At 67.2% G+C, this 26,080-nt stretch carries 14 protein-coding genes and 1 tRNA gene; 8 read left to right on the top strand and 7 right to left on the bottom strand.

Going from position 1 to position 26,080, the window contains the following annotated elements:
- The first annotated feature begins 281 nt into the window (after positions 1–281).
- The 3 genes from AQJ67_RS47570 (at position 282) to AQJ67_RS10575 (ending at position 1,753) form a co-directional block, all read left to right on the top strand.
- Positions 282–524: a hypothetical protein gene (locus tag AQJ67_RS47570; RefSeq protein WP_159058749.1), complete on the top strand. Its 243-nt coding sequence runs from the start codon at positions 282–284 to the stop codon at positions 522–524.
- A gap of 133 nt (positions 525–657) precedes the next feature.
- Entirely contained in the window at positions 658–915 is a 258-nt protein-coding gene (locus AQJ67_RS10570; RefSeq protein ID WP_062717827.1) for a helix-turn-helix domain-containing protein, read from the top strand.
- Positions 916–1,138: 223 nt separating this feature from the next.
- A complete protein-coding gene (locus tag AQJ67_RS10575) occupies positions 1,139–1,753 on the top strand; it encodes a hypothetical protein (RefSeq protein ID WP_062717828.1) in 615 nt (204 codons plus the stop codon).
- Between the two features lie 228 nt (positions 1,754–1,981).
- Here the strand turns inward: AQJ67_RS10575 and AQJ67_RS10580 are convergent, their stop codons facing one another.
- On the bottom strand, positions 1,982–3,286 hold the full coding sequence (locus AQJ67_RS10580; protein WP_079055872.1) for a NucA/NucB deoxyribonuclease domain-containing protein: 1,305 nt from the start codon (positions 3,284–3,286) through the stop codon (positions 1,982–1,984).
- A 477-nt stretch (positions 3,287–3,763) separates the two neighbouring features.
- On the opposite strand from AQJ67_RS10580, the gene AQJ67_RS10585 reads away from it, so the two are divergent.
- Together AQJ67_RS10585 and AQJ67_RS48555 are read left to right on the top strand one after the other, a co-directional pair.
- Positions 3,764–4,198 (top strand): SPDY domain-containing protein, encoded by a 435-nt coding sequence (locus AQJ67_RS10585; protein WP_062717830.1) that lies wholly within the window; start codon positions 3,764–3,766, stop codon positions 4,196–4,198.
- Between the two features lie 215 nt (positions 4,199–4,413).
- The gene (locus tag AQJ67_RS48555; protein WP_063807310.1) at positions 4,414–6,654 is read left to right on the top strand and encodes a hypothetical protein; all 2,241 of its coding nucleotides are present in this window, start codon (positions 4,414–4,416) and stop codon (positions 6,652–6,654) included.
- A gap of 317 nt (positions 6,655–6,971) precedes the next feature.
- On the opposite strand, the gene AQJ67_RS10595 is transcribed toward AQJ67_RS48555, so the two are convergent.
- A complete protein-coding gene (locus tag AQJ67_RS10595; RefSeq protein ID WP_062717831.1) occupies positions 6,972–7,859 on the bottom strand; it encodes a DUF5655 domain-containing protein in 888 nt (295 codons plus the stop codon).
- Positions 7,860–8,065: 206 nt separating this feature from the next.
- On the opposite strand from AQJ67_RS10595, the gene AQJ67_RS10600 reads away from it, so the two are divergent.
- The 3 genes from AQJ67_RS10600 (at position 8,066) to AQJ67_RS10610 (ending at position 11,455) form a co-directional block, all read left to right on the top strand.
- Positions 8,066–8,124: transfer RNA gene (locus AQJ67_RS10600), tRNA-Ser, on the top strand.
- Positions 8,125–9,749: 1,625 nt separating this feature from the next.
- The gene (locus tag AQJ67_RS10605; RefSeq protein ID WP_062717832.1) at positions 9,750–10,949 is read left to right on the top strand and encodes a hypothetical protein; all 1,200 of its coding nucleotides are present in this window, start codon (positions 9,750–9,752) and stop codon (positions 10,947–10,949) included.
- On the top strand, positions 10,946–11,455 hold the full coding sequence (locus AQJ67_RS10610) for a hypothetical protein (protein WP_062717833.1): 510 nt from the start codon (positions 10,946–10,948) through the stop codon (positions 11,453–11,455). Before AQJ67_RS10605 ends, AQJ67_RS10610 begins: the two co-directional genes overlap by 4 nt.
- Before the next feature lie 641 nt (positions 11,456–12,096).
- On the opposite strand, the gene AQJ67_RS10615 is transcribed toward AQJ67_RS10610, so the two are convergent.
- The 5 genes from AQJ67_RS10615 to AQJ67_RS10635 form a co-directional block, all read right to left on the bottom strand.
- Complete coding sequence (locus AQJ67_RS10615) at positions 12,097–12,645, bottom strand: hypothetical protein (protein ID WP_062717834.1); 549 nt, start codon at positions 12,643–12,645, stop codon at positions 12,097–12,099.
- A 368-nt stretch (positions 12,646–13,013) separates the two neighbouring features.
- Entirely contained in the window at positions 13,014–13,490 is a 477-nt protein-coding gene (locus tag AQJ67_RS10620) for a hypothetical protein (protein ID WP_244190424.1), read from the bottom strand.
- A gap of 83 nt (positions 13,491–13,573) precedes the next feature.
- A complete protein-coding gene (locus AQJ67_RS10625; protein WP_167366198.1) occupies positions 13,574–20,503 on the bottom strand; it encodes a polymorphic toxin-type HINT domain-containing protein in 6,930 nt (2,309 codons plus the stop codon).
- A gap of 143 nt (positions 20,504–20,646) precedes the next feature.
- Complete coding sequence (locus AQJ67_RS10630; protein WP_062717836.1) at positions 20,647–24,258, bottom strand: LamG domain-containing protein; 3,612 nt, start codon at positions 24,256–24,258, stop codon at positions 20,647–20,649.
- Between the two features lie 236 nt (positions 24,259–24,494).
- A complete protein-coding gene (locus tag AQJ67_RS10635) occupies positions 24,495–25,973 on the bottom strand; it encodes an FG-GAP-like repeat-containing protein (protein WP_079055874.1) in 1,479 nt (492 codons plus the stop codon).
- Between the last annotated feature and the right edge of the window lie 107 nt (positions 25,974–26,080).

A 26,080-nucleotide genomic window follows, 5' to 3' on the forward strand; every position in this document is an offset into this window, starting at 1 on the left:
ACGGAACCCTCACCAGCGCAAAGAGAAAGCACACCCGACCCATACGAATGGCGGCGGTCGAACACTCAACCCACGGCTGCAGCAGGCGAACCCGGCGCCGTACACCGCAGCGGGGCGCACGAGCGGACTTGGGTCTGGCGAACCGTCAGACGGCTTGGCCCGCTTCTCCTACCGTCGTTCGCACTCGGTCACAGGGCCGGGTGGCACCAGGCCCCGGCAGCAGCGATGTGGGAATCCTTCGCCGGGGCCCGTGTCCACAACCCTCCATTCAGGAGAGCGCTATGGACCCCTCCCCTCGGCGACGACGCGGTAAACCGCGCCACGCCCGCCCCCGCCCCCCACGCGTCCGCGTGTGCGAGCCGTGTCTGAGCAGCTGCCTCGAAATCACGCTGACCCAAGCCGGCCACCTGCTGCTCCTCCCGCCACACGGGCACTGGCTGACCACCGCCGGACTCCTCGCCCTGCTCGGCCTACGCCTCACCCGCCACCGCCACGGACACAACCTCGGCGACCAACCCCACTGACCACCACCACGCGGGGTGCTGCCCACGCAGCACCCCTCAGCCCCATCACCGACGCTCCAGAACACGCGGGGTCCTGCAGATGAATCAAGCACCGCGCGCCTCACACCGCCGAGCGACCCACATCGGCCTGGTCATGGAACAGATCCAACGCCACAGCAGACTCACCACCGAGGACATCGTCCGCCATATCGGGACGGATCCAGCGCACATCGCCGCCGTCCTGTCCGGCAGCCAGTTCCCCAGCCGGCACCTCGCCATCCGCTTCGCCCGCGTCTGCGGCGCCGACCACCACATCCTGCTGAAGGTCTGGGACGACGAACACGAGCGCCGCAACCTAAGCAGCATGCATAGGGCAGACGAGGCCCCCGGGGATGCCGCGCCAAGCCAATGAGCTCACACGTACCGCGGTTCACCTCCGGCACTGCCCGGTCACTTTGCTGCGATCCTCGATCGCCCCGGAGGGCGACCGGCAGGCCAGGTCACCGGGTAAGACCCGTGCCTCGCCAAAGTCATCACCCGATACTGCGACACCGTCACCGGCCAAGCCAGCCAGCGGACGAAGGCTGGCCGAAGATCCGCGTGCACTGCACCGATTTCCCTGCGAGCCTCAGGTCATGCCACACATCAGCCAGGCCGGGGCCGTCAACATCGAGTACAGCCACTTCCCCATCGGGGAGCTGTGGGAACCGGGCTTCGAACGACGGGACGACAGGCCGGACTTTCAGACGAGCGAAGCGGTCATGGCCACCCCTGGTCGCATCATCGTCAGATCACGCGTCCAGGAACACACCGCGCACGTTGTCCTGGCCCTCAGCGGACAGCAAGACCAGGCGCCGGGGGCAGGCTGGGAACTGCTCGCTTCCGTGACGTACCACCCTGTCTACACGGGCCGCATGGCTGCATTCGACACGACAAATGGCCAGGCACGGAGCGCCAACAAACCTGTCAGAGCGTTCGGGCAGCAGGTCGCCCCGGGCGAGCCGACCATTGAGCTGGATCCGTCGCACACGTATGACGTGCAGGTGTGGGCGCAAGGCCGCTCCGACTCCCGCGAGCGGTTCGAGGATGGCGCGCCGGGCGCTGATACCGAGGACGCCTCCGAACTGGAGGCGTATCTGATCGTGTTCACTCCCTCCGGCGCGCAGGAACCGCCGTCTCAGGCCGCCCCCGAGAGCCGACGAGACCGACTGGCCAGTCGTCACGGAAAGCCACCCCTCAACGCGCGCTAACACGTCGGAGGAACGAGGAAGGGAGCGGCCGGTGCCGCTCCCTTCTGTCGCTCCTGAGGGTCACTCCCTCGTGTGGATCGCCCTTCCATCCGGTGCATCGGGCGGATCCCAGGCCAGCCCTCCACGTGGATCGCCCTCGCATCCCCCCTGACTCCAGATCAGTGAAGTCAGGAGGATCAAGAGGTCGCGGCGTGGCTCACTTCTCACCCGCCGTACGTGGCCCTCGATTCACCCTGCGCCGCTATGTACATAGATCATGTACGCGTCGCTGTGCAGGATTCTGTCGGTGCCGTACCAGTTACCCAGTTCGCGTCCCGCCTGCTCATTCTCTGCGCCGGGGACGTAACGGACGGAGAAGTTACCATCGCCCTTGCCGGCGCCCTCTTGGGTGGAGGCGAAGGGGAACTCGTCGCACTGATGTGTGTCGTCGGGGCGGTTCAGGCCCCGGCAGGCAGCGTCTTTGGCATTGCGGTTCTTGCGCGCTACTTCAGCCGCGGCGTCGTCGTAGTTGGCCCAGTTTCGGTGGAGCGGAGGTAGACCGGCGTGGATGTCGCCCGGAATTACCTTGCCGGCCTTTGTCGGATACGTGCTTTCCGGCCGGTAGAGGGCGTCCGCGATGTGGTTGGCGACGCCTTTGGTGTCGGCCTCCTGGGTGTTGTACGAGAACTGCGGGATCGCACGGTCGAAGACCACTCCCGCGTCGTAGAAGTTGCTGCCCAGGGATTTGGAGGAGTCGAAGCGTATGCCGCTGTCGGGACCGTCGCTCCAGGGCGTCGTGCGTCCTCCGCCGGTGACCTTCCAGTTGTGCTGGTAGACGCAGGTGGCCCGGTCATCGACGCCCCGTCCCGTGCCCCTGGCGGACACCAGGCCGTAAGCGATGTACTCGTCCCGCCAGTCCCCGACGGTGGTGGTGAAGGGGTTCGAGGAGGTGTCAGTCACCTTGCAGGCGGCGGCGGAGGGCCAGCCTGCCTGCTTCACCTCGAAGCTCATCAGAGCACTGTCGTTGAACACACCCGAGGCTGTGACTTGGTCGGTGTGGACTTCGATGGTTGCGTCCCGAATCTGGCCGGAGCCCGTGCCGACCTCAGTCTCGCGGAACCGAACTTGGCCTTCGATCCTGCCTTGCCCGTCAAGCTTGGTGGCGGTGTTGTAGCCCCAGCGGCAGAAGCTCATGCGCAGGACGTAGCCCTCCTCGGTGTGCCCAGACGGGACCCGCCGACACTCCTCCTTAGTAAGGGCCCTGGCGGCAGCGATGCGATTGGCCGCAGTCGCATCACCCCCGCGGGCCAGATAGGTCTGGCCGTTCTCGCGAGCAATTCTCTGCTCGTTCGCATCGCTCGACGGCTTCGGCGCCTGAGGTTCTTCGCTGCCCTGCAGCTGCTCCACCGAGACAACTGACCGATGTTTCGCCAGCTCCGTGGCGAAGTCAGCACCCAGCTCGAAATGCAAGGGCTCACTCGATCGAAGCCAGACCGTCTGGCCCTCGCCACCGTCCGCAGGAACTGCCGCCTGCGCGCCGGTACCGGTGAGCATCGCGGCAAGAGTCACGACTCCGAGGGCTAAAGCCACAAGACGTCTCTGTCCGGTCACTACACACTTCCCCGTTGTTCGAGAATAAGAAGATCACCTCATCACGGATACATCTAGGGGTGGCGTGGTCGAACTCATGGTTTACAAAGAAACCTCACAGAATCGGCCAATTTTATTGCTCGACATATGGCTTGATGCGCCCGGTGGCGTATTGCTGAATTCCGTCGCGCCGATTGGTGGGTAGCCCTCAAGCCGGTAAACTCCGGGGGCAAGCTTGCTGATTTGACGGCCCCACCGACTAAAACCAGACAGCAGTCCTGAAGCGCCCACAGTCTTCAACTAGGCGGAATTCCACCGTGTCTTGCGACCACACCCTGTCCGGTCGCGGTCCAAAGGCCGGGCGAAGTCGTCCTGTCACGCCCCGCCGCGAAGGCTCTAGGCGTTCTTCGAAAGCGGATCTTGCGTGTTGAATGATGCTTCGTGGTCCGGGGAGATCTCACGGACGGCCAGTGGACGGTACTGGAGCCATTGTTACCGAGGGGCCGGAAGCTCGGCCGCCTGCCCCCTCCCTCGCCGGCGCCGGCAGGAAGCACGGACGGACGCTGGATCCGCTGGGAACCCCTCCAAGGCGACGTCGGCGTCCAGTTCGACGCCTTCGCCGCCCAGAACCCCCACAGCACCCTCGCCACCTGGACCCTCTGGTCCGGCACCAGCATCGACCGCCCCACCTGGACCATCACGGCCTCCCTCTACACACCCGCCGCGCTGCTGGGCGGCCTCGCCGAGACCCTCGCCCATGGCACCGGCATCCGGACGCATGCCTCCGTGCAGGTGAAGCCCACCGTGCACCTCACCGCCACCCCCACAGCACCGCCTCCGACAGCAGCCACCAAACAGCCCAGTCAATCGCGCTGATCGGGCTTGAACGAACGCGTGTTTCTACAGATCAGAGGGAGCTGCGGAGCTGGTTCCTTCGAAGCGCCATTGAGCGTGAAACTCCAACGCTGGTGATCGCCTCCGAGGGGCTCCGTCCCGTACGGGTGGACTCCCGCCGTAACCGGCGCGGCCCGTGGTGCTGCCCTGCAAGACTGTCCGTGCTAGCTCAGGGCGGACGGCAGGACGGGCGAGAGATGGCCGGCACGGCAGATGATCCCTTCGGCGCTTATACCGAAGAAGCCGAGTCCTTCAGCGAGTTGCCCCACGGCGATCTCGGCGAGTATCTGCGGCCGTTCGACGCCGGACTGCTGATGGCGGCCGGCCGCATGCTGGCCGTCAGCGCCTACCGCGACACCGCCCACTACGCCGACCGTCCCTTCGACCGAGGTGAGAAGGACGCCGCCGCCACGGTGCTGAACCTGCTGCCCGAGACGTGCGACGGCCAGGGGCACGCCTTCCGCCGGGATGTGGCGCGCGCCTTCTGGGACCTTGCTGACGACCTCGCGGCCGGGCGCGCTCCGCTACCGCGCTGCCAGGCTGAGACATGGGCCCTCACAGTCATGCTGGACGCAGCGCCCCGGATGTGCGCCGCCGACGACGAGGAACTGACTGCGCTCGGCGTGCCCGTCCCCTCGGGTACGAACGAATCCTCCTACCGGGCCCCGTACTTCGAAGAGGAAGCCTGGGACTTCGTCATCGAAGACGCGAAGTACACCATCCCCGAGGCCCAATCGCCTGCCCCCGCCGAGGAGACCGGGGACGGAGTTGAGGAAGCCGGCGCTGTCACGGAGCCCGAAGGCGGATGGGACGCCCCTGCCTACTGGTTCTCCCCGTACGGCATCGCCCGCCCCCGGGACGCCGGGCGAGGCCACCCGGACTGGGCCGACGCGCCCGAGCAGATCGTTGCGCCATCGGGACTGCCCAGCACCGACAGGGCCGTGCATCTGCTGGGGCTGGGCGACGACTTCGACCCGTGGCAGGCGGCCGACAGCGAGGTGCTGCACCCCCGGCTGCGGACGATGGCGGACACCCTGACTCCGCTGGCTGCCAGGCTGCTGACGGTGGCCGCCGAGATGGTGGCCGAGCGGGGCTGGCAAGACCTGCTCGCCCACGGCGACCGGGTCTTCGCACGCCCCGACGACGCGGAGGATGCCTGGGAGCTGGAGGAGTCCTTCCTCTTCCAGTTGCCGCCGCTGTGCGACGGCCAGTCCGCCGCCTGGCGCCTGGCCATGGTGCGCGCAGTGGAGAACCTGGCCGATGACCTGCGCTCGGGACGCGCTCCGCTGCCCACCTGCACGGCGGAGGAACTCGCGTTCCACCTGATCCTCGCCGAGGCGGAGGCGGTCCTGGACTTCCTCGACGACAGCGACGGATACGCCCAGACCGTGGGCTTGCCGACCGGCGGCCATTTCACCGTACGCCACCGCACCTTCGACCAGTGGCGGGGAGCCTTCCTGCAGGACGAAGACGTCCTGATGCACTACGACCAGGCCCTCGCCGGCATCGCCGCCGACCCCGACCACCCAGTAAGTCAGCAGGCAGGCACCGGAGACCTGCGCCCCCGCGCCTGGTTCGCGCCTTTCGGTAACGTCCGCCCCCGTACCCCTCGCCCTCTGACCGACCAGGACCGCGCACGCCTCGCCGACGCGGATCCCGGCATCTTCTTCGCCAGCACCCCAGCCCTGGCCGAAGCTCCTCTCCCGTCCGCCGAGGCGGACACGGCCACCGTGCTGCCCGACGGGCTCCGCGACGAATTCGAGCACTTCACCGGCTTGGCCCAGCGCCGCTTCTTCGACGAGCCGTGCGCCATCGCGATGGCCGCAAGCCTGGACCGTCTCCTCACCCGCCTTTTCGACACCGACACCGTGGTGCCCTTCGACATCTGGCCGCTCAACCCCCGCGCCAGCGCAGTCAAAACGGGGCTGCTGCTCGTCGATCCCGACTTCTGCCTTCAGGGATATACCCGCACCTGGCGCCTGAGCGCCGACCGCACGGACCGGGAGGCACGCCAGTGGGCCGTCGCTCTCCTTGAGGACTGCGCCAAGTACATCCTGGCCAACCACGGGCACACCGCCCTGGACCGCCTTCGAGGCGGCCCTCCGAGCCCGCCCCTGGACCAGCAGCTCTACAACGAGGTGCTGCCCGCTCGCTTGCGCGAACTCGCACGGGACCTCACCCCAGCCGGCATGCTGGGCTACTGCACCCGCCAGCTCGGTATGAGCGGCGCGCAGCTTGCCGAGGAAGCCATCCTCCCCGAACCCCTGGTCGCCGCCTGGCTCGACGGTGCTCCCGTCACGCCCTCCCAGCTCATGCGCTGCGCCCCGGCCCTGCAGTTGTCCGAGGACGTCCTGCTCGAAGCGCTGGACGGCAAGCGGGACACGGCGTACTGGCCACTGCCCGATCCGCCGCCGGACCAGCAGGGCCGTCCAGAGTGATCAAGCGGGGCATGGAAGCGGCAGGCGCTCTCGCACAGACCCTCTGCACCCGTGAACCCACAGGCCAAACAGCCGGGAAGCATGGACACGGTTGCGCACAAGCCCCCGGTGACTGGTCGGGACACTCGCGCCCGGACATCAACCCGGCGACCAAGGGGCGCAACATAGCCGAGGATCGCCGGTTGGCCAAACCGGCGATCCTCCGCATCATTGATAGTCCACCGCCACTACCTGCCCGTACGTCGGAAGGCACCGCCACCACACCATCCACAGCCGCGCAGCCACGCACGCATCCGCGTCACAGCTGCACGAGGCGGCTACCCCGCCGCGTAGCTCGCGCGGAAGAGGTCCGCAGCCCGCTCCACGTCCCGCTCGGAGCGCAACTGCACCTCCAGGTCGCCCGTACCGTGGTGGCCGAGCCCCGCCACGTCCCGGGTGAAGCCGGGCACAAGGTCCACATCCGTCGGATCGGCCTTGAGGTAAACGAGGAGCTTGGTCTTCTGCGGCGGGCAGACGCACGCGAAGTTCCGCAGACGCTGATACGCACGGTACTGCTTGCGCTGCACCCGGCTGACGCCGTCCCCGAGGCCGAGCAACACCTCATCGACCGCCTCCGCCAGCTCCGCCAGCGCCCCACTGTGACTGCGGACCGGCGGCAGCCCGGCCGCGCGTCGGCGTACCCGCTCGGCGGCCTGCGTGCGCCCGGCGACGGAAGCCACGGTCTCAAGACCAAGGAGGTCCGTGCCGAAGAGTCGGTAGCGGACCAGGTCGATGCTGCGGCGGTGCTCGCGTACGGCGTGCACGTCGTACCGGGTGAAGTCGCCGGCGACGCAGATCAGCCTGGGCGCACGCCACAGCACCTGGGCCGCGGTCGTGGCCCCGAACCGGTCGCGGACCAGGTGCTGGAACTCGGCCCGGTGATCCATCAACCAACCCAGGTAGAACAGCCCCTGGTTGATGACGCCAGAGTCCACACCCCGCTTGTATTCCACGACCACCGGCGCCCCGTTCTCGTCGAGGCCCAGTGAGTCGATCCGGCCACTGTGGACCGGGCCAGTGCTGTACTCGCTTGCCAGGAACCGGACCCCGAGCAGCTCCTCCATGTTGCCCTCGACGATGCTCTGCACATCGGCTTCGGCATCAGCAAGACGCGGCGCGACCTCCGTCACGCCGCCTTTCGTGTTGTATAGCTTCAGGTCCGGCACCGCCCCTCCCGTGCAGCCAGTGTGGCCGACACTCAACAGCAGGGGCTGTCGAATTTATTTCCGGGTACTCCGCAGGCTGGTCCAGAGGATCCCCGGGACAATACAATCAAGGCAAGCAGGTCAGAAAAGGACATTTCCAGATCGCGGGACATGCGCGGGACGGCGGGACTAACATTCCGTCAGATAGGCCGCTGACCTGCTAAAACGCCTGGGAGTTGTCCGGCCTCCGGAGCCGTGTGCGCAGGTTCGAATCCTGCCGGGGGCACTCCGGATTAAGCTCCTGACCTGCAGAAATACAGGTCGGGAGTTTTCTCGTTCATGCCAAAACGCACACGGTCTTTTGACCGTTGCTCTTTTCGACGCACGCACCGATCCACACCTTGTGGATAACCCCTCGTTCCATCACATCTGCGCAGGTCAAAGCCTCGCAGCTGGACGCTCGACGGTCTCGTTCACCAATAAATACCGGTCGTGTCGCGTTATGGGAGTCCTGGCGCCGGTATCCCAGGCATACCGTGTGTGACCTGCTTCGATGTGAATGACGGCACACAGATGCGCAAGCGGTCTGGTGGGTCGTTGCACTTTCACCCCCAACCGGCGCTCCTGACAGTGCAGGATGAGACACCTGAGCGTGGGTGTTCCTTCCGGTACGCAATGTGCCCCGTGACTCCGCGGTGGGCGCGGTCAATCGCCCGCGCCGGTCCGTACCCCGCTACATGCGCCCCTCCGCTTCGGTCGCTCCCACTGCGCCTGCTCGATTCGTTTTCGTGTACACGCAGTTGGAATTACTCGGAGCAGGCGCCTCGTCTGGTGCGAGGTGCTAAATGTCCGCCGAGACCGCCGATCGCTCTGGAGCACCAGTCCCGCCCGGTCAACTCCTCTTCCTCAGGCGCCTGGTGCAGCTCAAAAGCGATCCCCTCACACTTCGGCACGGGTGCAGCGAAAACGGACGCGTTGTCAGAATTTCGCTGTCCCTGGCCTGTGCAAGCTGATCTACCGCCGCCCTGAGCTGGCCGCGTTGGCCCCGGCAACCGACCCGGGGGCCAGGAATGGATCCGGACAGATGCGATCACCCCGGATGCCCCGCCCCTTCTGTCACACCCGAGGGCGGCGCATCATCGAGCGAGATGGTCCGCAGCTCGAATGGGACTCGCTTCACAGGACGGGCACGAACATCGGGCCCAGCCTGATCGGCGAGCCGACCGCCGTGTCGGGCCGCGACTGCCCCGTGCCCGCAGCTCGTTCACGCCGCGGAGACCGCGGGCAGCACGCGGTTTGACGGAGCCTCCGGCTCTGCGTCCGCGCGGTCGCAGAGCCAGAGCAGTTCGGGTGCGGCAACCCTCAGTCGCAGGTATTGAGCATCTCGACAAGCTTGTTCTTCTCAGGGCCGGTGACACTTGATGTCGAGGCCGTTCGCGAACTTCTTCCGGTTGTCGGTGGTCCAGGTGTCGGCGCCGGAGCGCCAGCCGTTGACCAGCGGCACCATCTGGTCGATGTCGATCTTGGATGCGGAGTCCCGGCCCTCGACGCCGACGCCCAGGTCGCCCTCACCCTCCGCGCGGTCGCCGAACAGACCACCGCTGAGATCGCCCGGGCCTTCCTGCTGCAGGAGGCCACGGCCGGGTCCTGTCTGTGGGGTCCAATGCCATCCTGCGTTTCGGCCTCCGATGCCCCAGGTCCAAGGATCACGGAGTGCGCTCGTTGGGCGGCTCCGAATCCTGCTCAAGCCGCCCGGAGAACGACTCTCGGGGCCGGTGACCAGCGGCTGTTCACGCCCTGGCCCAGGCCAGCCTCCTCGGTGTGGCACCTCGGACGTCGTGTATCGGCACGGAGCACGGGGTAGGTCCGCATCATCGCCGGCAGTGCCCCCGGAGCAGAAGGGCCGACCTCTTGCTCATCATCAATGTGCCCACAGACGCGCTCTTAAAGCTGCCCCTGGCCCCGGCGGAGGACGGCGGTTTCGCGGGGCTGATCTTCCTGGTGTGCCGTGCTTCAGATGACCCACAGGTGTACCTGGAGTTCTTCGAGGGCTGGGGCAGTATCCACGATCTGACCGGACGCTATCTCGCGGTCATCACGCCCATGCCAGAGTCGGGAGTCGTGGTCGCGGGGCCGTTCGCCGGCGGAATCGGCTACGTCGTACGGGACATGCACCTCTTCGGGGAGGAGAGGCAGTTACAAAGGTATTCGCGCCAGGCCGTCTGCATGGACGATGCGGATCCGACGCCGCGCGCCTTCAGTGCCGCAGCCATGCCCCGGGACGAGCTGGAGCATCGGTCGGTCGTGACGAATACCGCAACACAGCTCCAGGAGTTCTTCGGGATCTCCGAGTCCTTCCTGCCGTGCGCCGTCATCGTGGCACCGCAGGAACGGGCGGCCTTCGCCGTTCAACTCGCCAAGCCCGTCACCATGTACGGGCTGCTTAAGCAGCTCAAGGTAGCGATGGAACCGGCCGTGACACGGATCAACCAGACCGAGGCAGAACTCGCCGCCACTCGCCAGGACTGGCATCGCGGGCAGCGGGCACTACAGGAGCTGTCCGAGGCTCATGAAAGCAGCGAGCGCCGAGGCCGTCTCGCGCGCCAACTGACCGACGCCGCCGACCAAATGGACTCCGACACCGTCCATTTGTGTCACTGGATGAGCTCCCGGCTGCGTCGCAACAGTCCACTGACGGCCGCCGAGAATGCCCGAGCGCAGCGGCTGCTCACACTGCTCCACGGCAGGTTCGGCGCGTTACCCCTCAAAGAGCGGCGGCGGCTGCTCAAAAGCCTGCGGCGGACGCTGAACGGACTGAACCAGGCGGATCCCGAAACGCCGCCAGTCGCGGACCCGACCGATGACGACCTTCGAGCGGCGGCGGAGCGCGTACACGCCTGCCACGAGGCCATCGGCAGGCTTCAGGCGGAGAAGAGACGCCGCTGTCGCGCCCTGAGCCTGGGGCCCGTCGTGGTCTCGGCGACCGAAGCCCTCGGGCTGCGGCGAACTGAGACGCACGGCCTGCTCAGCTGGCGGCGGTTCTCCTGGCCCATCACCGCCTTCGCCGTTCCGCAGCGCCAGGGCCCCTCGATCAGATTCGGGCGTTCATGAGCGACGAGGACCTCCCCCAAGGACGCCATCGATCGCTGCTGCTCGATCAGCTCACCGACGAGCGGGCGACGAAGAACTCCATCGAGCAGCGTGGCATGGCGGTCATCGCGAACGCGGGCGCGCTGGTCACCATCACCCTCGGATTCGCTGCGCTGGCTTCCACCGACGAGGCCACCACGCTGCGCCCGGCAGTGGTGGTGCTGCTCACCGTCGCCCTCGCCATGCTCGTCGCCGCCTCCGCCGCCGGGCTGGTCATCAACCTCCCGGCCCGCCTGCCCATGGTCGATGCCGACGACCTGGCGAGCCTGGCGCTGCGGGAAGACTGGGACGTCGCCGATCGAGAGAGCTCCCGCACGGAGTACCAGATCCTGGCCCGACTGCTCGCCGAGCTGAGAGCGGTCAATCACAGACGTGCCCGCACCCTGCTCGCGGCCCTGCTGTCGGAGGTGGCCGCCCTCTTCCTCATGGCCATCGGCGTCGTGCTGGTGCTCGGCCCGCTGGTGTAGACAACCGCATCACCTGCCGCCCAGTGCGCTCTCGCCACCCGCCCCCGGAGCCCAGCGGATTCGGATTCACCCGGTCCCGAAGCGATGGAGGCTGAGCGGACGTCCGGCGGTCCGCCCTGTCCCCCTGCCCCGATCGGAGAAACGGCAGGGTCCAGGCCGTTGGTGTCACACGGCGTCATCGCGTCGTTGCCGTTTGGGTCAGAGGAGTGAAAATGGGCCTGGTTCTCTTCGTCATCGCGGTCATCGGAGTCACGAGGTTGCCCAGATTGACGCGCTCGGCGGGTAGGCGGCCTACATTTGCACGAGCATGCCAATACCCAAGGGGCAGGGATCCATCGGCACGGCCGACTCGCTGGGTAGTTTCCGGGCACCGCCAGCCGCGTTCAGCTCAGAGGCGTTCCACCGAGACCGGCGGCCAGTCCGCGTGATCCGCGTCAAGGTCGAAGGCGACCTTGAACAGCTTCGCACGACTGGCCGAGACCGGCCGCTCTCTCGATCGGGCCACATCCACTCCTGAACCCGCCGAAGTTGTCCCTGCAGGGTCAACCATGCCGGCCCCTGTTGTCGTGGGAGCCGTACGCCAAGTCGGCGCCGCCGTCGCTTGCACAGCGATGGCGGCGCCGACTGTTCACGGTTTCATCTCACTCTGGCTGATCGAATGTCTCGACCTTGGTGCGAAATTGCTCTCCATCCTTGGGGTCGAAGACCTCCACGATGAAGTCGGGAAGAGCATCCGCGGACGGCTCCCCATCGGCTGTCTGGCTGCCGGGCTCAGCCTGCCAGTCCACCAGGTGAACAACTGCGGCGTACTTACCACTATCCAGCGGCAGCTGCTCCTTCTCGGCGCCACTGTAATTCCCGACGGCTTCGAGCCCGCCCAGCTCCAGCGCTCCGTCCGAGACAAGAAGATACGGCTCGGATGAAACGAGGAGATATGCCCTTTCCCGCTCGCTGAGGGTTCCGGGGGCATCCACGCCGCGGACGGCGATCTGGAATGCCCCGTTGCCTCCGACGTTGATCGGGACAAAGGCGCCGTCTGAGATCCGTCGTTCGAGGGCAGCGTCCTTGGCTACCTCGTTCTCCCACTGTTCCAGCTCATTGACGTGGCCGAAGGCGCTCGCACGCCACAGGCCGAAGAGGCCCGCATCGGTCGCTACGGCGTGAGAGACGTCCACATCACTCAACTGCATGGCTCTGCCCCACCTAACATGTCCTGACTGTGATCGAGACGCTGCACACTATGTCGCCCGCTTGCAGCCCTTGCCCTTTCAGCTGGTGCGATATCTGGGATCCGGGGCTTCGGTTCACCGTGCTGTCGAGTCGCCGCATGTAGGCGATCGAGCCGAGCGGGCATCCCCTCGCCAGCCCGAAAATCACCGAGACGGTCGACAGCAGCGGCAATGGGCCGCCACTTTGCTCCTATCTCCACCGACGCCAACTGCTGCCTCGAACGACGCTGATGCCCCACCGATTGCGTCGGTGGGGCATCAGTGGTTGCTAGCAGTTTCGACCTAGACTGCGTTCCCTAAGCAGGGACACGTCTAAAAGCGGCGCCAAATCACACCGCAATCAGTTCAGCCAGTCTTGTCCGTGAAATTTCGCGCGCGCGACCCCTGAGAGCCTGAACGAATTCGCGATCATAAGGGCTGCTCGTCCGCAACAGGGATGCAATGTCAGATTCCTGGTTCCGGAGCTCGATTTCATACCTGTCCACCCCGTCATCCAACTCTTCCGAGATGTACTCAGCCGAGTTGAGCGCATGGTTTGAGCAGCTGATCACATCTGACACATTTCCGTTCTCGCCATACTTGGCCGCATAGTACAACGTAGCAGCCGCGTCGTAGGCGTACGCCAACAATCCGGGCGGCTCCTCGTCGCCTGCCAACTCTGGAAACGAGCTGATAATTTCGGCGATCTCACTCCAGGAGATCTGAGGTTGAGATTGCCAGAGTAGGTCTAGGCAGCGGATCGCCGTGTCTACGTCCTGTGATCGCGCGGCATCAGAACCCACCAGACCAGTGAAGAGTTGAGCCATTCGCTCCGTGCACGAGGCAACGAAGATCCTCATCTGCCCTGAACTCGCACTATCCGAGAACTCTCGGATAGCTGACTCGATACTCACCACTCGAAGGTCCTAACCTGTGTCCCTGATTCGTTCCCATAGGCGCGGCCAGTGATTCGACCCCCGCTTGCCCTAATTAGGGGAGCACAAGTCTCACTACACACACTCCGTGAGGCGCCTCCAGCAATCGGAGACCACCCCATCTCATTGATGAACAGGAGCGCATTTTGCTCAGCGTGGGCGCCAGGAATGTTTCGAGCAGGCACCTCCACTCCACTAAGCATCGCCTTCTGTGCCCTATTCAAGCCGCGACCACTTCCGGCAACAACGTGGACGACACCCCGCGGTGTTTCCGCACTGACCACTGCAACCGTTGACTTATTCATAGCGATATCGCTACCGGCTTGACCGTGAATCTCGGATGCGCGGTTGGCCAAACCTTGAGCGATACTGCAGTTGTGGACGAGGACCGGCGTCGTCCCTGCCAGCACATAGTACGCGTGGATCCCTGTGACCGTCAGATCATGCGTGCGCTGTCGCTTGTCGAAGTGACGGTTGGCCGTGACTTCAGCCGTGTCGCCTGAGGGGGTGTGCAGCTTCATGCCGGGCTTCAGGTCGCCGGCCTTGATCCATGCCTGCTCGGACTCGACCCAGAAGGGATGGGTCGTCGTGGCGATCAGTGCCTGCTTCTGGCCCGAGGGGGATGTCACCGTGAGGTCGGAGAAGTGCTTGTCGTCCTCGGTGACAATGGTGCCCGCTACCTGACGAACCGTCGCCTTGCCGGTCTTCGGGTCGGTCGTGACGACCTTGTCGCCGAGCTTCACCTTCTCGATCGGCTTGGTACCGCCGCCGGCCAGCAGGACCTTCGTGCCGGGCAGGAAGCTGTGGCACTGCGGTTCCTCGGTCTTTTTCTTCTTCTTGAGGGCCGCGGCCGCCTTCTTTCTGGCGTCCGCGAGCTTGTCCGCGGCCTTGGAGAGTCCGGCGCTCGCGTTGGCGACCGCCTTGGTGGCGTTCCACAGGTCCTTGGCCCCGCCGATCAGGTCCCCGACCAGGTTGGTCACCCTCTTGGCGAGCTGGAAGCCCTTGGCCCAGTTCCACGGCGCGCCGTACTTGGCGAGGATCTTGCCCGCCAGTCCGCCCGCGAAGCTGCCTGCGATGTTGAGCACAGTCTCGCCGCAGGCCCCGACGTCACCGCTGGAGATGCAGTCCAGGGCCGCGTCCACGCCGAGGATGTCCCGGGCGATCTTGACCAGGGCCTTGCCCGCGGACTTGATCCGCTGCTTGGCGGAAGCCTGCTGCTGCTGCGCGCCCGACAGATTCGCGGCTGCTTCGTTGTGCTCGGACTGCGCCTGGACAACCGCCGGGTCGGGGGTGCTGCTGGTGACAGGCTGGCCTCCGTAACACTCGATCCGTGGGTCCTCGCACGCCACGTTCTTCAGGCCACTGGGATCGGCGTTCGTGACCGGTGAGTTGGTCGCGTACGCGTAGCCGTTGATCTGCTGGGGCTGTGTGTAGTCGATGATCGGGTCGATCGAGATGAACTTGCCGATCACCGGGTCATACTCACGCGCCCCCAGGTGGGTCAGGCCGGTCGAGGCATCGATGGTGCCGCCGACGTAGCCCTTCTCCCCCGGCCAGCTGCCGGTCTTCTCGCCGCGGTCGACGCCGTAAGGGTCGAACCGGCGCTGGCTGATCGCGCCTGTCGTGGCATCGATCGCCACCTCGCCCGTGCCGTGGTGATCCGCGGCGACATAGGACAGCTTGGCCGCGGTGCGGACCGCGACGGTCTGGCCGGCGAAGTCGTAGTAGCGGGTGGCCTCCTTCTTGGTGCCGTCGGCCGACAGCTTCAGCTCGGTGCCGGGCAGGTAGACGGTGGTACCGGTCGGGTCCTTGCGGACGAGCCGGTTGCCGGAGCCGTCGTAGAGGTAGCTCGTCTTCGAACCGTTCGCCTCGGTGACCTCATTGACCTTGCCGGTGTCCGTCCAGGTCAGCGACTGGGCGTCGCCGCCGATGGTGCGCTTGGTGGTGTTGCCCGCGTCGTCGTACTCGTACGTCGACTGCTTTTCGCCGGTCGGAGTGTTCTCGGTGACCTTGGTGAGCTGGTGCGGGCCGTCGCCCAGGGCGCCCGCGGTGCCGTACTCGTAGCTGCGGGTGGTGTTCTTCGCAGTGTCGAGCCCGGTGTCGTGAAGCGTCTCCGCGGTGCGGTTGCCGAGGGCGTCGGTTACGTACGACTTCCAGTACGGGGCCGGGCCGCCGAGCGAGCTCGATCCGGGCGCCGTGTTGCAGGCGGTCGGCCCGGTTCCGTCCACCGGGGTGGTGGTGCCACGGGTGCCCGTGCCGCCCGCCGTCGTCGCCGTGGCCGCCGGGGTCCAGGCTTCTGCCAGGCGCTGACGGCTGTCGTACGCGAAGCACTGCATATCCGGCGAGGACGTGTTCGCGGTGTCCGCGATGGACAGGACGTTGCCTGCCTGGTCGTAGGAGTACTGGGAGTCCTTCGCCGGTGCGGTGGCGCCGTAGACGTCGACGACTGAGCGGGTCAGCCGATCGGTGCCCGTCTCGTAGTCGAAGGTCTGCCAGACCTTCTTGCCGCTGCCCGAATACAGCTCCAGCTGCTGGAGCTGGCTGGTGCGGGAGTAGACGGTGTTCGTGACGTACGACGTGGAGCCCGTCATCGTCTTCGGACGCTGCAGGGCATCGTAGGTGTAGGTCAGCGCTTCCGCCGGCAGGTCGCCGATGGCGGGCAGGCCGGTGCTCTGGACGGTGCCGTCACGGTTGTACGTCGTGCTGAAGACGTACGTGCCGGCCAGGGAGTTCTGCGAGGCAGGGACCTGGTAGGCCGTCTTCAGCGGGCGGTAGAACTCATCCATCGACTGGACTGCGGTGGCAAAGTACTCCGTCGGCGACACGTAGCTCAGGAAGCCGTAAGCCTGGCCCAGCCAGCCCGCCTTGTCGTACTTGGTCTCCGTCAGCTTCGTACCAGTCGTGGGCTCGCCCTGCCAGGTCGTGGCCACACGCCCGAGCTTGTCGTAGACGCTGGAGATCTTCTTGTTCCGGCCGTCGTAGGAGGCGACGGGCCGGTCCAGCTCGTCATACTCCGTGCGCGAGGTGCCCGCGTCCGGGTCGATCGCCTCGGTCTTGCGCCCCAGCTGGTCGTACTTGTACCGCCACACGTTGCCCTTGGCGTCGGTGACCGTCTCCAGCAGACCGCGGGTGTTGTAGGTGTACTTGGTCGAGTCGTTCGGCACACCCGCACCCGGCGCGGAGCCCCGGTAGTGGCGGAGCTCCGAGACGTTGCCCTGGACGTCGGTGACCGTGGTCGTGGGCACGCCGCCGGCCGGCGGGTCGACGTGGGTCAGCTCGCCGTCGTACGTGGTCGTCGTGCGCCACTGCTCGGCGCCGCTGACCGCGAAGATCTGGGCTGTGGTGCGGCCCAGTCCGTCGTACTCCAGCAGGTTCTGTGCGCCGACCTGGCTGTTGCTGACGGGCAACAGCTCGTCGGAGGGGGCGCCGGCCGCGTTGTACGTCGAGTTGGTCTTCTTGAGGTTGCCGGTGCCGTTGTAGAACGTGTCGGCGACCATGCTCGTGCCGTCCGGGCCCTCGGTCTGGATCTGCCGGGGGCGCAGCAGGCTGTCGTAGAGCTGGTACTCGGCGCCGTAGGTACCGTCGTTCTCGATCTTCTCGGTTTTGATCGAGGTGACCTTGTCCTTGCGGACGTTGTACGAGTACTTGATGCTCGGCGTCTGGGTCTTCGCCCGGTCCGCGAGCCACACCGAGGTCAGACGGCCCAGGGCGTCGTAGGCGAGGTCCGTCCGCTTGCCGTTCGGGTCGGTCTGGCCAGCCGACATACCCCAGGCGGGGGCGTAGTCGGTGGTGGTGACGTGGCCTAGGGCGTTGGTGACGGTGGTCTTCGCCAGCAGGCCGTTGGTCTCGGTGTAGGCGGTCTTGGTCTCGTCCGTCGTGCCGTACTGCTTGGCGTCCTTCTGGGACAGTGGGCGACCGTACGTGTCGTAGGTCGTCGCACCCGTGATCTGGTACGTCGCCGTGGTGCCGTTGTGGGACGTCAGGCGCTCGGTCTTGGTCGCGTCACCCTTGGTGGGGGCCACGTCGTAGGCGCCGCCGTCGTAGGACGTGCGCTCGTCCGCCAGGACCTGCGTCTTGTAGTCCGGGGTGACAGAGCACTTCACCGCCACGGACTCACTGCGGGAGGGCAGCGACAGGATGTTCTGCGTCGTGTTGTCCGCGTACCAGGTGCGGGTGCAGGAGTCGTCCTTGGCGGTGGAGACGTCGCCGAGGTCATCGACCTGGGTGACTCGGCCGCCCTTGGCGGTGTCGTATGCCGTGGTGGACTTCGTCTCCCGCCAGGTCCCGTCCGACTTCAGCTGGAAGCCGCGGCCGGTCTGTGCGCGCACGATCGCCGCGCGGGTGGTGCCCCAGCTGCGGGTCTGGGTGGCGGTGTAGTGCCTGAACGGAGTGGCGATGGTCTTGGAGACCAGCTTTGCGCCGTCGTAGGTCGCGGCCTCCAGCTGGTGGCCGGTGAACTCCTCGTCGTCGTCGTACGTGGCGCCCGTGGAGTCCTTGACCGTCACCGAGCGGGTGCCGCCGGCCGGGTTCGCGTCGCCGTTCATGCCCTGCATGAAGGTGTAGTCGATGCGGGTGGTCTGCTTGTCGGCGGTGCCACTGGTGACGGTGGCCTTGCCGTAGCCCTGCCAGCCGCCCCAGGTGAGGTACTTGGCGTCGGTGATGCCGTCCGGCTTCGCCTTACGCCAGGCCGCGTCTCCCTGGTAGTCGTAGCGGGTGACCATGCCGTCGCTGCCGCCGGTGCGGTCGGTCTCGATGACCGCTGCGACGACGTACTTGTGGAACCAGTCGGTGATCGGCTCCAGGTTGCCGGGCGGAGCCCACTTGACCGGGTAGCAGCGCTTGGTGGACTCACCGGGCTGGGGCAGGGTCGCCTTGGTGCAGTCGGTGGGCGCGTAGTTGACGTCGAGCTGGGCGCCGGTCTCGCTGAGGACCATCGACAGGCGGAAGCGGTGGAACGGGGCGATGTTGTCGCCGATCGCGTCGACGCGGTTGGCGAGCTGCTCGCCGAAGAGGTCGACGGAGGGGAGCTTGACGGCGGTGCCGGCGCGGCCCTCGTGCTCGATCTTCGACAGCCACAGCGTCTTGGAGTCGTCGCCGTTGTCGGTGAACAGGTGCGTGAGGCTCCAGGCGTCCACGTCCTGGTAGTTCGTGGCGTCCTTGCGCATCTGCGTGACGATCGACGTCAGGCGCTTGGTGGTCCAGAACGTCTGGACCGGTGAGGTGCACTTGGTGCTGGCTTTGCACTCCTGGTCGACCGGGACGTCCGGCCAGTGGGCGGCGTTCGCCTTGGTGCGCTTGGTCTCCGCGCAGTCGAAGTCGGCGGTGGGCAGGCAGCGTTCGTCGGTGTTGAAGACGATCCGGGCCGGGGCCTTGGCCGCGTAGACCTTGCCGTCCTGCTGGCCGTAGTCGATGCGCTTCAGCCAGCCGCCGCGGTGGTACGCGGTGCCGTTGACGTCCGTCTTCCCGTTCAGCGCGTAGTAGTTGGTCTCGCGCTCGTAGAAGTAGGACATCACGTTGCCGTGGGTGTCCTTGACGTAGTCCAGGCTCCAGCGCCACGCCTGCTGGCAGTAGGCGCTGGCGAACGTGGCGTTGTAGCAGGGCTCGCCGGAGTCGTCACCGAAGACCGGGGCGGTCCAGACGGAGTTGGTCTCCTCGTTGCCCGTGGCCCAGCCCGGCAGGCGGTTCAGGCCGAAGTAGTACTCGGTGCCGTCGGACGTGGTGATCTTCCAGTGCTCGCCCTTGTCGTCCGTGGTGCTGCCCTCGTCGCCGTTGGTGGCACCGGGGAGCTTCTCAACCTTGGAGCCGTCGTCGGACGACAGGTGCCACTTGCCGGAGACGTCGTCCTTGACCAGCTCGCCGGCCGAGCCGTTGAGCATGACGGTGGCGTTCTGGAACGCCCAGCACTGCTCACCGGAGCTGCTGTGGCCGTCCTCGGAACAGGGCTTGTAGCGACGCTCGATGTAGCCCGGGTCGTAGGAGAAGCCCTCGCCGATCCAGGAGCCCTGGTTGTTGGTGGCCGAGGTGCGGCCGTCCGCCGACTGGGAGGAGTAGCCCAGGCCCACGGTGGGGACCTGACCGCCCGGGGTCGGGACGGAGCGCAGCGGGTAGTCCCAGTTGAACCCGCCGGAGGAGGTGGCGACGCTCCAGCTGGCCGACGGGGACAGAGCGGTCGCCTTGTAGGTGCCCTGAGCACTGGACGGACCCGCCGCCACCGCCAGGAGCGAGGTCGACTCGCCCGCCATCGTGGAGACCCCCTCGGCGGAAGCCGGGGCGGCGGTCACGTCGGCCGAGACGGTGCCCGCCCGTACGTCGTTCACCGTGGGCAGCACCTTCGGCTGCTGCGGGCACCTCCTGCTGCCGGGGGTCGCGTACGCGGCGCACGCGGGCAGCTGGACCAGGCGCAGCCGGGAGGCGTAGGAGCCGCCGTAGCCCTCAGCGAAGTCGGAGTAGTCGACGGTCAGGCGCACCTTGGCGGCCTTGTTGCCGTCGTCGGCCCGCTCAACACCGAGCAGGACTCCGGCGCCGAGCTTCGCGGCACGGGCCGGGTCGAGAACGTCGACCTGCACCTCGGATGGCGCTGACTTCGCAGCCTTGGCGTTCCTGGGCTTCAGCACCTTCACCGGCAGACCGCCCGCTTCCGCGGTGGCCCCCAGCTTCACCTCTGTGCTGCCCTGCTTGGGCCAGGCCGCCCTGTCGAGGCCCTTGACCGCGGCCTCGCGGGCCGGGTCCGAGGGGCGGGGCTTGGACTTGGCGTCGCGTCTCTTGACGGGATCGCCGTCGTCCTGGACGCCGGGGCTGCTGGTGCGGCCCCGGGCGCCGTCGTCGAGCACCACTGCCTGGACGGTCGACGCGGACAGTGCGAGGGAAAGCCCTATCACTGTCGCGACGACCGCCTGTCTCGGCATGCGGCGGCTCAGTGAGCGGCCACGAAACATGCGGTCGGTTCCCTTCGGAGGAGAACGTCATGGATTGGAGGAGGAAAGGAGGTGGGGGGGACGGGTGTGCCGGGTCCCTGAGGGCCCGGCACACTCCAGGAAGTGACGGTCTGTCACATGTCTGGAACGGCCGTCAGCGCGGCCATCTGCTGTACCGCGATCCGGTCGGCGGCCCCGCTGTAGACGCGGACCTCGTCGAGTGCACCGGCGAAGTACTCGCCCGCCCCGCGCAGCGAACGGCCCACCTGGAGCCCGCCGGTGGCGGACCACAGAGTGTCGTTCTTGCCGTAGGCACCGGCTACGAGCTGGCCCTGGACGTACAGGCGGATGGAGTTGGCGACGGCGTCGTAGACGACCGCGAGGTGCTGGCCGGAGCCGCCGGTGTTCGCCAGTTCCTGGTTGTCGGTGAAGGTGACGATCTCGGCGGTCGCCGAGTCGGTCTTCGCCACGGCCAGCTCCCATTGCTTGGTGGCGGCCTGGTAGCGGACTTGGACGCGGTTGGCGTTGGCGCCCGGCAGGGACAGCACCGTCTGTGACTTGACCGGGTCCAGCGAGGTGAGCTGGGCGCGGGCGGAGATGGTGAAGCTGCTGTTGCCGGTGACCGGGGCGGTCGCGGTGGACGCGTAGTCCCCGTCGCCGTCCAGGAGCAGGTGGCCGTCGCCGACCAGGGCGGCGTTGTCGAACACGTCGGCCGGGCGGTAGATGGATGCGTTGCCCGCGAGGGTCAGGGCCTGTCCACCGCCGGTTTCGGCGGAGGCCCCGTTGCTCGCATCGTCGAGCTGCCAGTAGCCCTTGCGGGTCGGCTTGACCGTCATCAAGTCCGCGACCTGGGCCGCTGGCAGTACGCGGTCGAAGACGCGGACCTCGGCCAGGTCACCCGTGAAGTGGTCGCGGTAGCCGCTCTTGGCCGTGGCGCGGCCGATCTGCAGCGGGCCGTAGGACTTCCAGGTGGAGCGGCGACCGGCGCTGCCCTTGAGGTCCTTGTTGACGTACAGCTGCAGCTGCGGGCCGCCGCTCCTCTGGGCGTCGTACACGCCGGTCAGCAGCACCCACTGGTCCTTGACCACGGACACTCCGGTGGAGACGGCCTTCCACTCGCCGAGCGAGTCGACGTCGTTGACCGGGACGGCGAACTTCCAGGTCTGCGCGGACGCGTCGTAGCCCAGGGTGAAGCCGGGCTCGCCCGTGCCGTCCTGGCTGATCACCGTCATGTTCCGGTCCAGCGCGGTGGGCCGCACCCAGGCGCTCACGCTGAAGTTCTTGGACGTGTCGAGCACTGTCTCGCTGGTGTCCAGCCAGGCGTCGGCGGTGCCGTCGAAGCGGGCCGCCCTGTCGGCCTTGCCGCCGGGACCGTCCACCTCGAAGGTGACGGCGGGGCCGGCCGTGGCCGAGAACTTCTCGCTCTCGTCGTGCGCCTCGGTATTGACGGCCTTGTCGGCGAGGTTCCACTGGGCGCGGACCGGCGTGCCCTCGCTGACCAGGAAGTGGTAGGGGGTCCTGCCGGTGCGGTTGGCCCTGTCCACGGCGATCACCTCGAGCACATGCCGCCCGGACCAGGTCGGCATCCACTGGAGGGAGACCGAACCGCCCGGAGTGCTCGGCGGGAGGTCCTTCAGCGCGGCGCCATCGAAGGAGTACTGGTAGTTGACGACGTCGGTGTCCAGGATGGAGTCATTCGGGTTGGGCCAGAAGGTGAAGGTTCCGTAGGTGCCCACGCCATCGTGGTAGGTGGTGTCCGACGGGTACTCCTTGGAGTGCACCAACGGCTTGCCCGGAGAAGTCTTGTCGTAGGTGAACTCACAGCGCTGGGCGGAGTCGCCCTCCCAGCTCCATGGGCCGGAGCCATCACCGTCGTCGGCCCGTGCACTCCAGTAGATAACCGTGTTCTCCGGGATCACCGAGCGGACGGTGTGGTCGAACCTGGTACTGGTGGTCGGCGACAGCGCATCCTCAGTCACGTAGGTGTAGGACTGGGCTGTGTTCGTCTTGGGGTCGGTCCACTCCACCTTGAACTCGACCTTGACCTTGTCCGTCTGGCCGTTTCCGTGGTCGGGGTCGCTGGCGATGGCCTGCAGCTTCGGCGGCTCGTCGACGTACGCGCGGTCCGAACCCCAACGGCACCGGCCACCAGGGTCGGTGTACATGTCCGACGTCTTGATCTGCCGCGGCAGGTTGTTGTACTTGATCGACAGGTAGGCGTTGCCGCAGATCTGCTTCCACTCGGCGAACCTGCTCTCGTCGGCGGCGCGCAAGCCCAGCGTCATGGCGTTCCAGTCGCCTGCGGCGGCCGACTTGATCTCGTTGGTCAGCTCGCCGCTCTCGCCGCTCTCGAAGTGCAGGTTGGCCTGGCTGGAGCAGGATGTCGGGGAGATCGCCTTGTCTACGGTCTGCAGGTGGTCCACCCAGTCGTCCGAGGTGTTGGACCAGTTGCTGGACGAGGTCAGCGAGTAGTCCTTGCCGCCGACTCGGTACAGCCGGATGGGCTCGGCGGTCGGAGTGGCACTGTAGATGTGCTCCACCCGGGCGGAGAAGGTCGCCTCGATGATCTGCTTCCCCTTGTAGAAGGAGAGCGGCATCGTGAACATCGTGCGGCGCACGCCGACGCCGTTGCAGGAGACCGGGTTGTAGTCGGTGGGGCACTTGCCGACGCCCGCACTGCCCGAGTACTTCCAGTCCTGCTCGGTGGGCATCCCGGACATGATGCCGGTCCAGGAGGTGCGCGAGGTGGTGCGCTGGATCGGGTCGATGACGACCGGGAAGACAGTGTCCTCGCCCTTGAGGAGCTTCTGGTCGGGGACCAGGCTCAGCTTGTCCTTGGCCACCTCGACGCCGAGCTCGGCGACACGTCCGCCGCCGCCCGGGCCTTCGAGGGCGGGCTCGGCGGCCGTGTCGGCCTGCGGGCCGGGCGCCGCGCTTTCCTCAGCACCGGCCGTGGCGGAGCTCAGGGCCTTTGCCACGGCCTTGGGGCCCTGCTGGCGGGCGGCGGCCTCGGTCACGGCGGCCGAGTCCCACATCGCGGGTTCCCCCGCCTGGAAGACGGCGCCGCCGACCACGGCGTCCTCGGCGACGATCGCCCCGGCGGCGTCCTCAGAGACCTTCAGGCCGTCGGTGGCCATGCCCAGGTCGATCCTGTCCAGCCGCGGGTCGGCCGCCGCCTCGGGCGACTTGACGACCAGCAGATGACCGAATCCGTCGGCCTCGGCGCGGACGGTGAGGTCCACACCGGGCAGGGCATCGACGTAGGTGGCGGTGTCGCCCTCGACGCTCGGCGCGGGCAGCTTGCCGTACGGCCAGGTCAGGGCGAACTCCCGGCCTGCCCGCTGCATCGTCACGAACGGCTTGCCTGCCTGCCCGGCAGAAAAGTTCAGGCCGACGGTGGCGGCCTTCGGCCCCCAGCTGCCGTCTGACCGCCTCACCAGCGTCGCGTCGATGTCGACCCACTTGCCGTCCCGGACCGTGCGGACGGGCTCGGTGTACTCACGGGCCGTGAAGCTGCCGTCGGGCTCGGCGAAAATCTCCCGGTGCTCGGTGCGCAGCCCGACGACCTCGGTCTTCTTGCCGCTCTCCTGCGCGACGGCGAGAGCTTGCTGCTCGGTCTGCATCGGCTGGTCGGCGGCCACCGGCGCTTGGTCCTGCGCCGGGCTGCCACCGCCGCCCGGAAGGACCGCCGCGCCGGCTACCACCGCGCCGGTGACGGCCGCCGCCACGGCGGCACGAAGCACCATGCCCCGCCGTATCGGTCTGTGTCTGTCTGCGGACACGTGTCCACGCTCCAGTCGGTTCACGTCTGTCTCAGAAGTCGATTTGCCGGAACACCTGGTCCGGCCAGTTGCCTTACGCGCTTGACGGACCTCAGCGGACCGTCGGCCGAAGGCCGCTGCCCGTGGGGGCTACCGCCTTTGCCGGGTTGCGCGTCGTCGCGGTTGTCGGATGTGCGAGTGCGGCGATCGTGGACGCGTCGTCAGCGGACAGTGGCACCGAATGCGACGCCGCCGGCCGGAATACCGCCCTCACCGGGCTTGAAGGTCTGCGTCGGCGCACCGCCGGAGGCCACGTTCCACGGGAAGCCGTAGACCGCCCGTCCCTCGGCCGGGCCATAGGGCACACCCACGTACAGCAGCGACGGAGTGGCGCCCAGGGCGAGGCCGGTGAGCATGCGCGGTGCGGGTGCGGACGGAACGCCGTATCCGGGGTCGATCGAGATGTCGGAGGCACCGGGCGCACCGACCAGCGGGATGACGTGGACGCCGCCCTCATCCGGGAATTCCTCGGTCGTCTCCTCGCCGGGCACGCCGATCGCGAGCCTGGTGGTCGTGGCCGTGGAGGTCGCGTTCGGGGATGTGTTGGCGGCGGCGAGCTGTTTGCCGAAGAGGTCGCCGGACTCTGCCGCGCCGTCAACTTCCGCGGTGTTCTGACTGATCCAGGCGGTCTCGGTGAAGGTACCGCTGGCCGTGAGGCGGAAGACCTGCACGGCGCCCGCATCCACAGTCGTCAGCCCGTCCTCACCCGGAACACCGACCGCGAGCAGTGACTCGGTGGTGGAGGTGGCGCCGGAGGGCCGGTACGGGACCATGGCGAGTGCGGTGCCGAACTGGTCGCCGGCCTCCTCGTCCCCGAAGATGTCGTCCTGATCCTGGCCGAGTCCGCCGAGTGGCTTCGGGTAGCCGGAGGTCAGCGTGTGGTTGAACCAGGCCACGCCGCCGGCGAAGGTCGCGGTGCCGAGTGCCTCGCCGGGTGTGCCGACCGCGAAGTGGGTCGGGGTCGCGGCGAACGCGCTGCCGAAACGGTCGTCCTGCTCGGCTACCCCGGGGACGGCACCGGCCGTTTCGGTGTCCTGGTCGATGCCCACGACGGTTTGCGCGGTGCCGCTCACGTAGTAGAAGGAGCCCGCGTCCTCGATGGTGCCGATCGACTCACCGGGGCTGCCGATCAGCAGGTACGGCGTGCCGCCCGAGGTCTTTCCGGCCGCGACCGCGTACCCGACCCAGTCGTCGGCCTCCGCGGTGCCGCCCAGTGGCTTGTCGCTGCCCTGGTAGATCTCCTTCACGGCCCTGCCGCCGGCGTTCAGCCCGCTCGTGGAGCCGTAGATCACCTGCACGCCTCCGGCGTCGGGCGCGGCACCGATGTCCTCGTACGGAGAACCGACCACCAGGTCGCTGCAACCGTCGAGATCGGCGTCGTAAACAGCCAGCGCGTGGCTGTACTCGTCGCCCGCCTCGGGAACGCCCGGTATGCCGTCCGTGGCCTGCGAGAACGTGAAGGTGCCTTTACCGCCGCCATAGACGACGTGCACCACTCCCGCCTTCTGCACGCCGTCGACGCTTGCCTCCGGGTCGGCGATCGCCGTATCCCGGACGCCGTCCCCGTTGAAGTCCGAATCGGTCCCCGCCGGACACGCGACGGCCGCTGCTGCGGGTGTACCGCCGGATCCGACCCCCAAGGTCAGCAGTGCCCCTGCCAGAACAGTGACAGCACTGCGACGCCACGCTTTCCCCACCCTTGACACAAACACCCCGTACATAAAGAGGAGCTAAAGAAAGTCAAGAG

The organism is Streptomyces caeruleatus (assembly GCF_001514235.1).
Lineage (GTDB): Bacteria > Actinomycetota > Actinomycetes > Streptomycetales > Streptomycetaceae > Streptomyces > Streptomyces caeruleatus.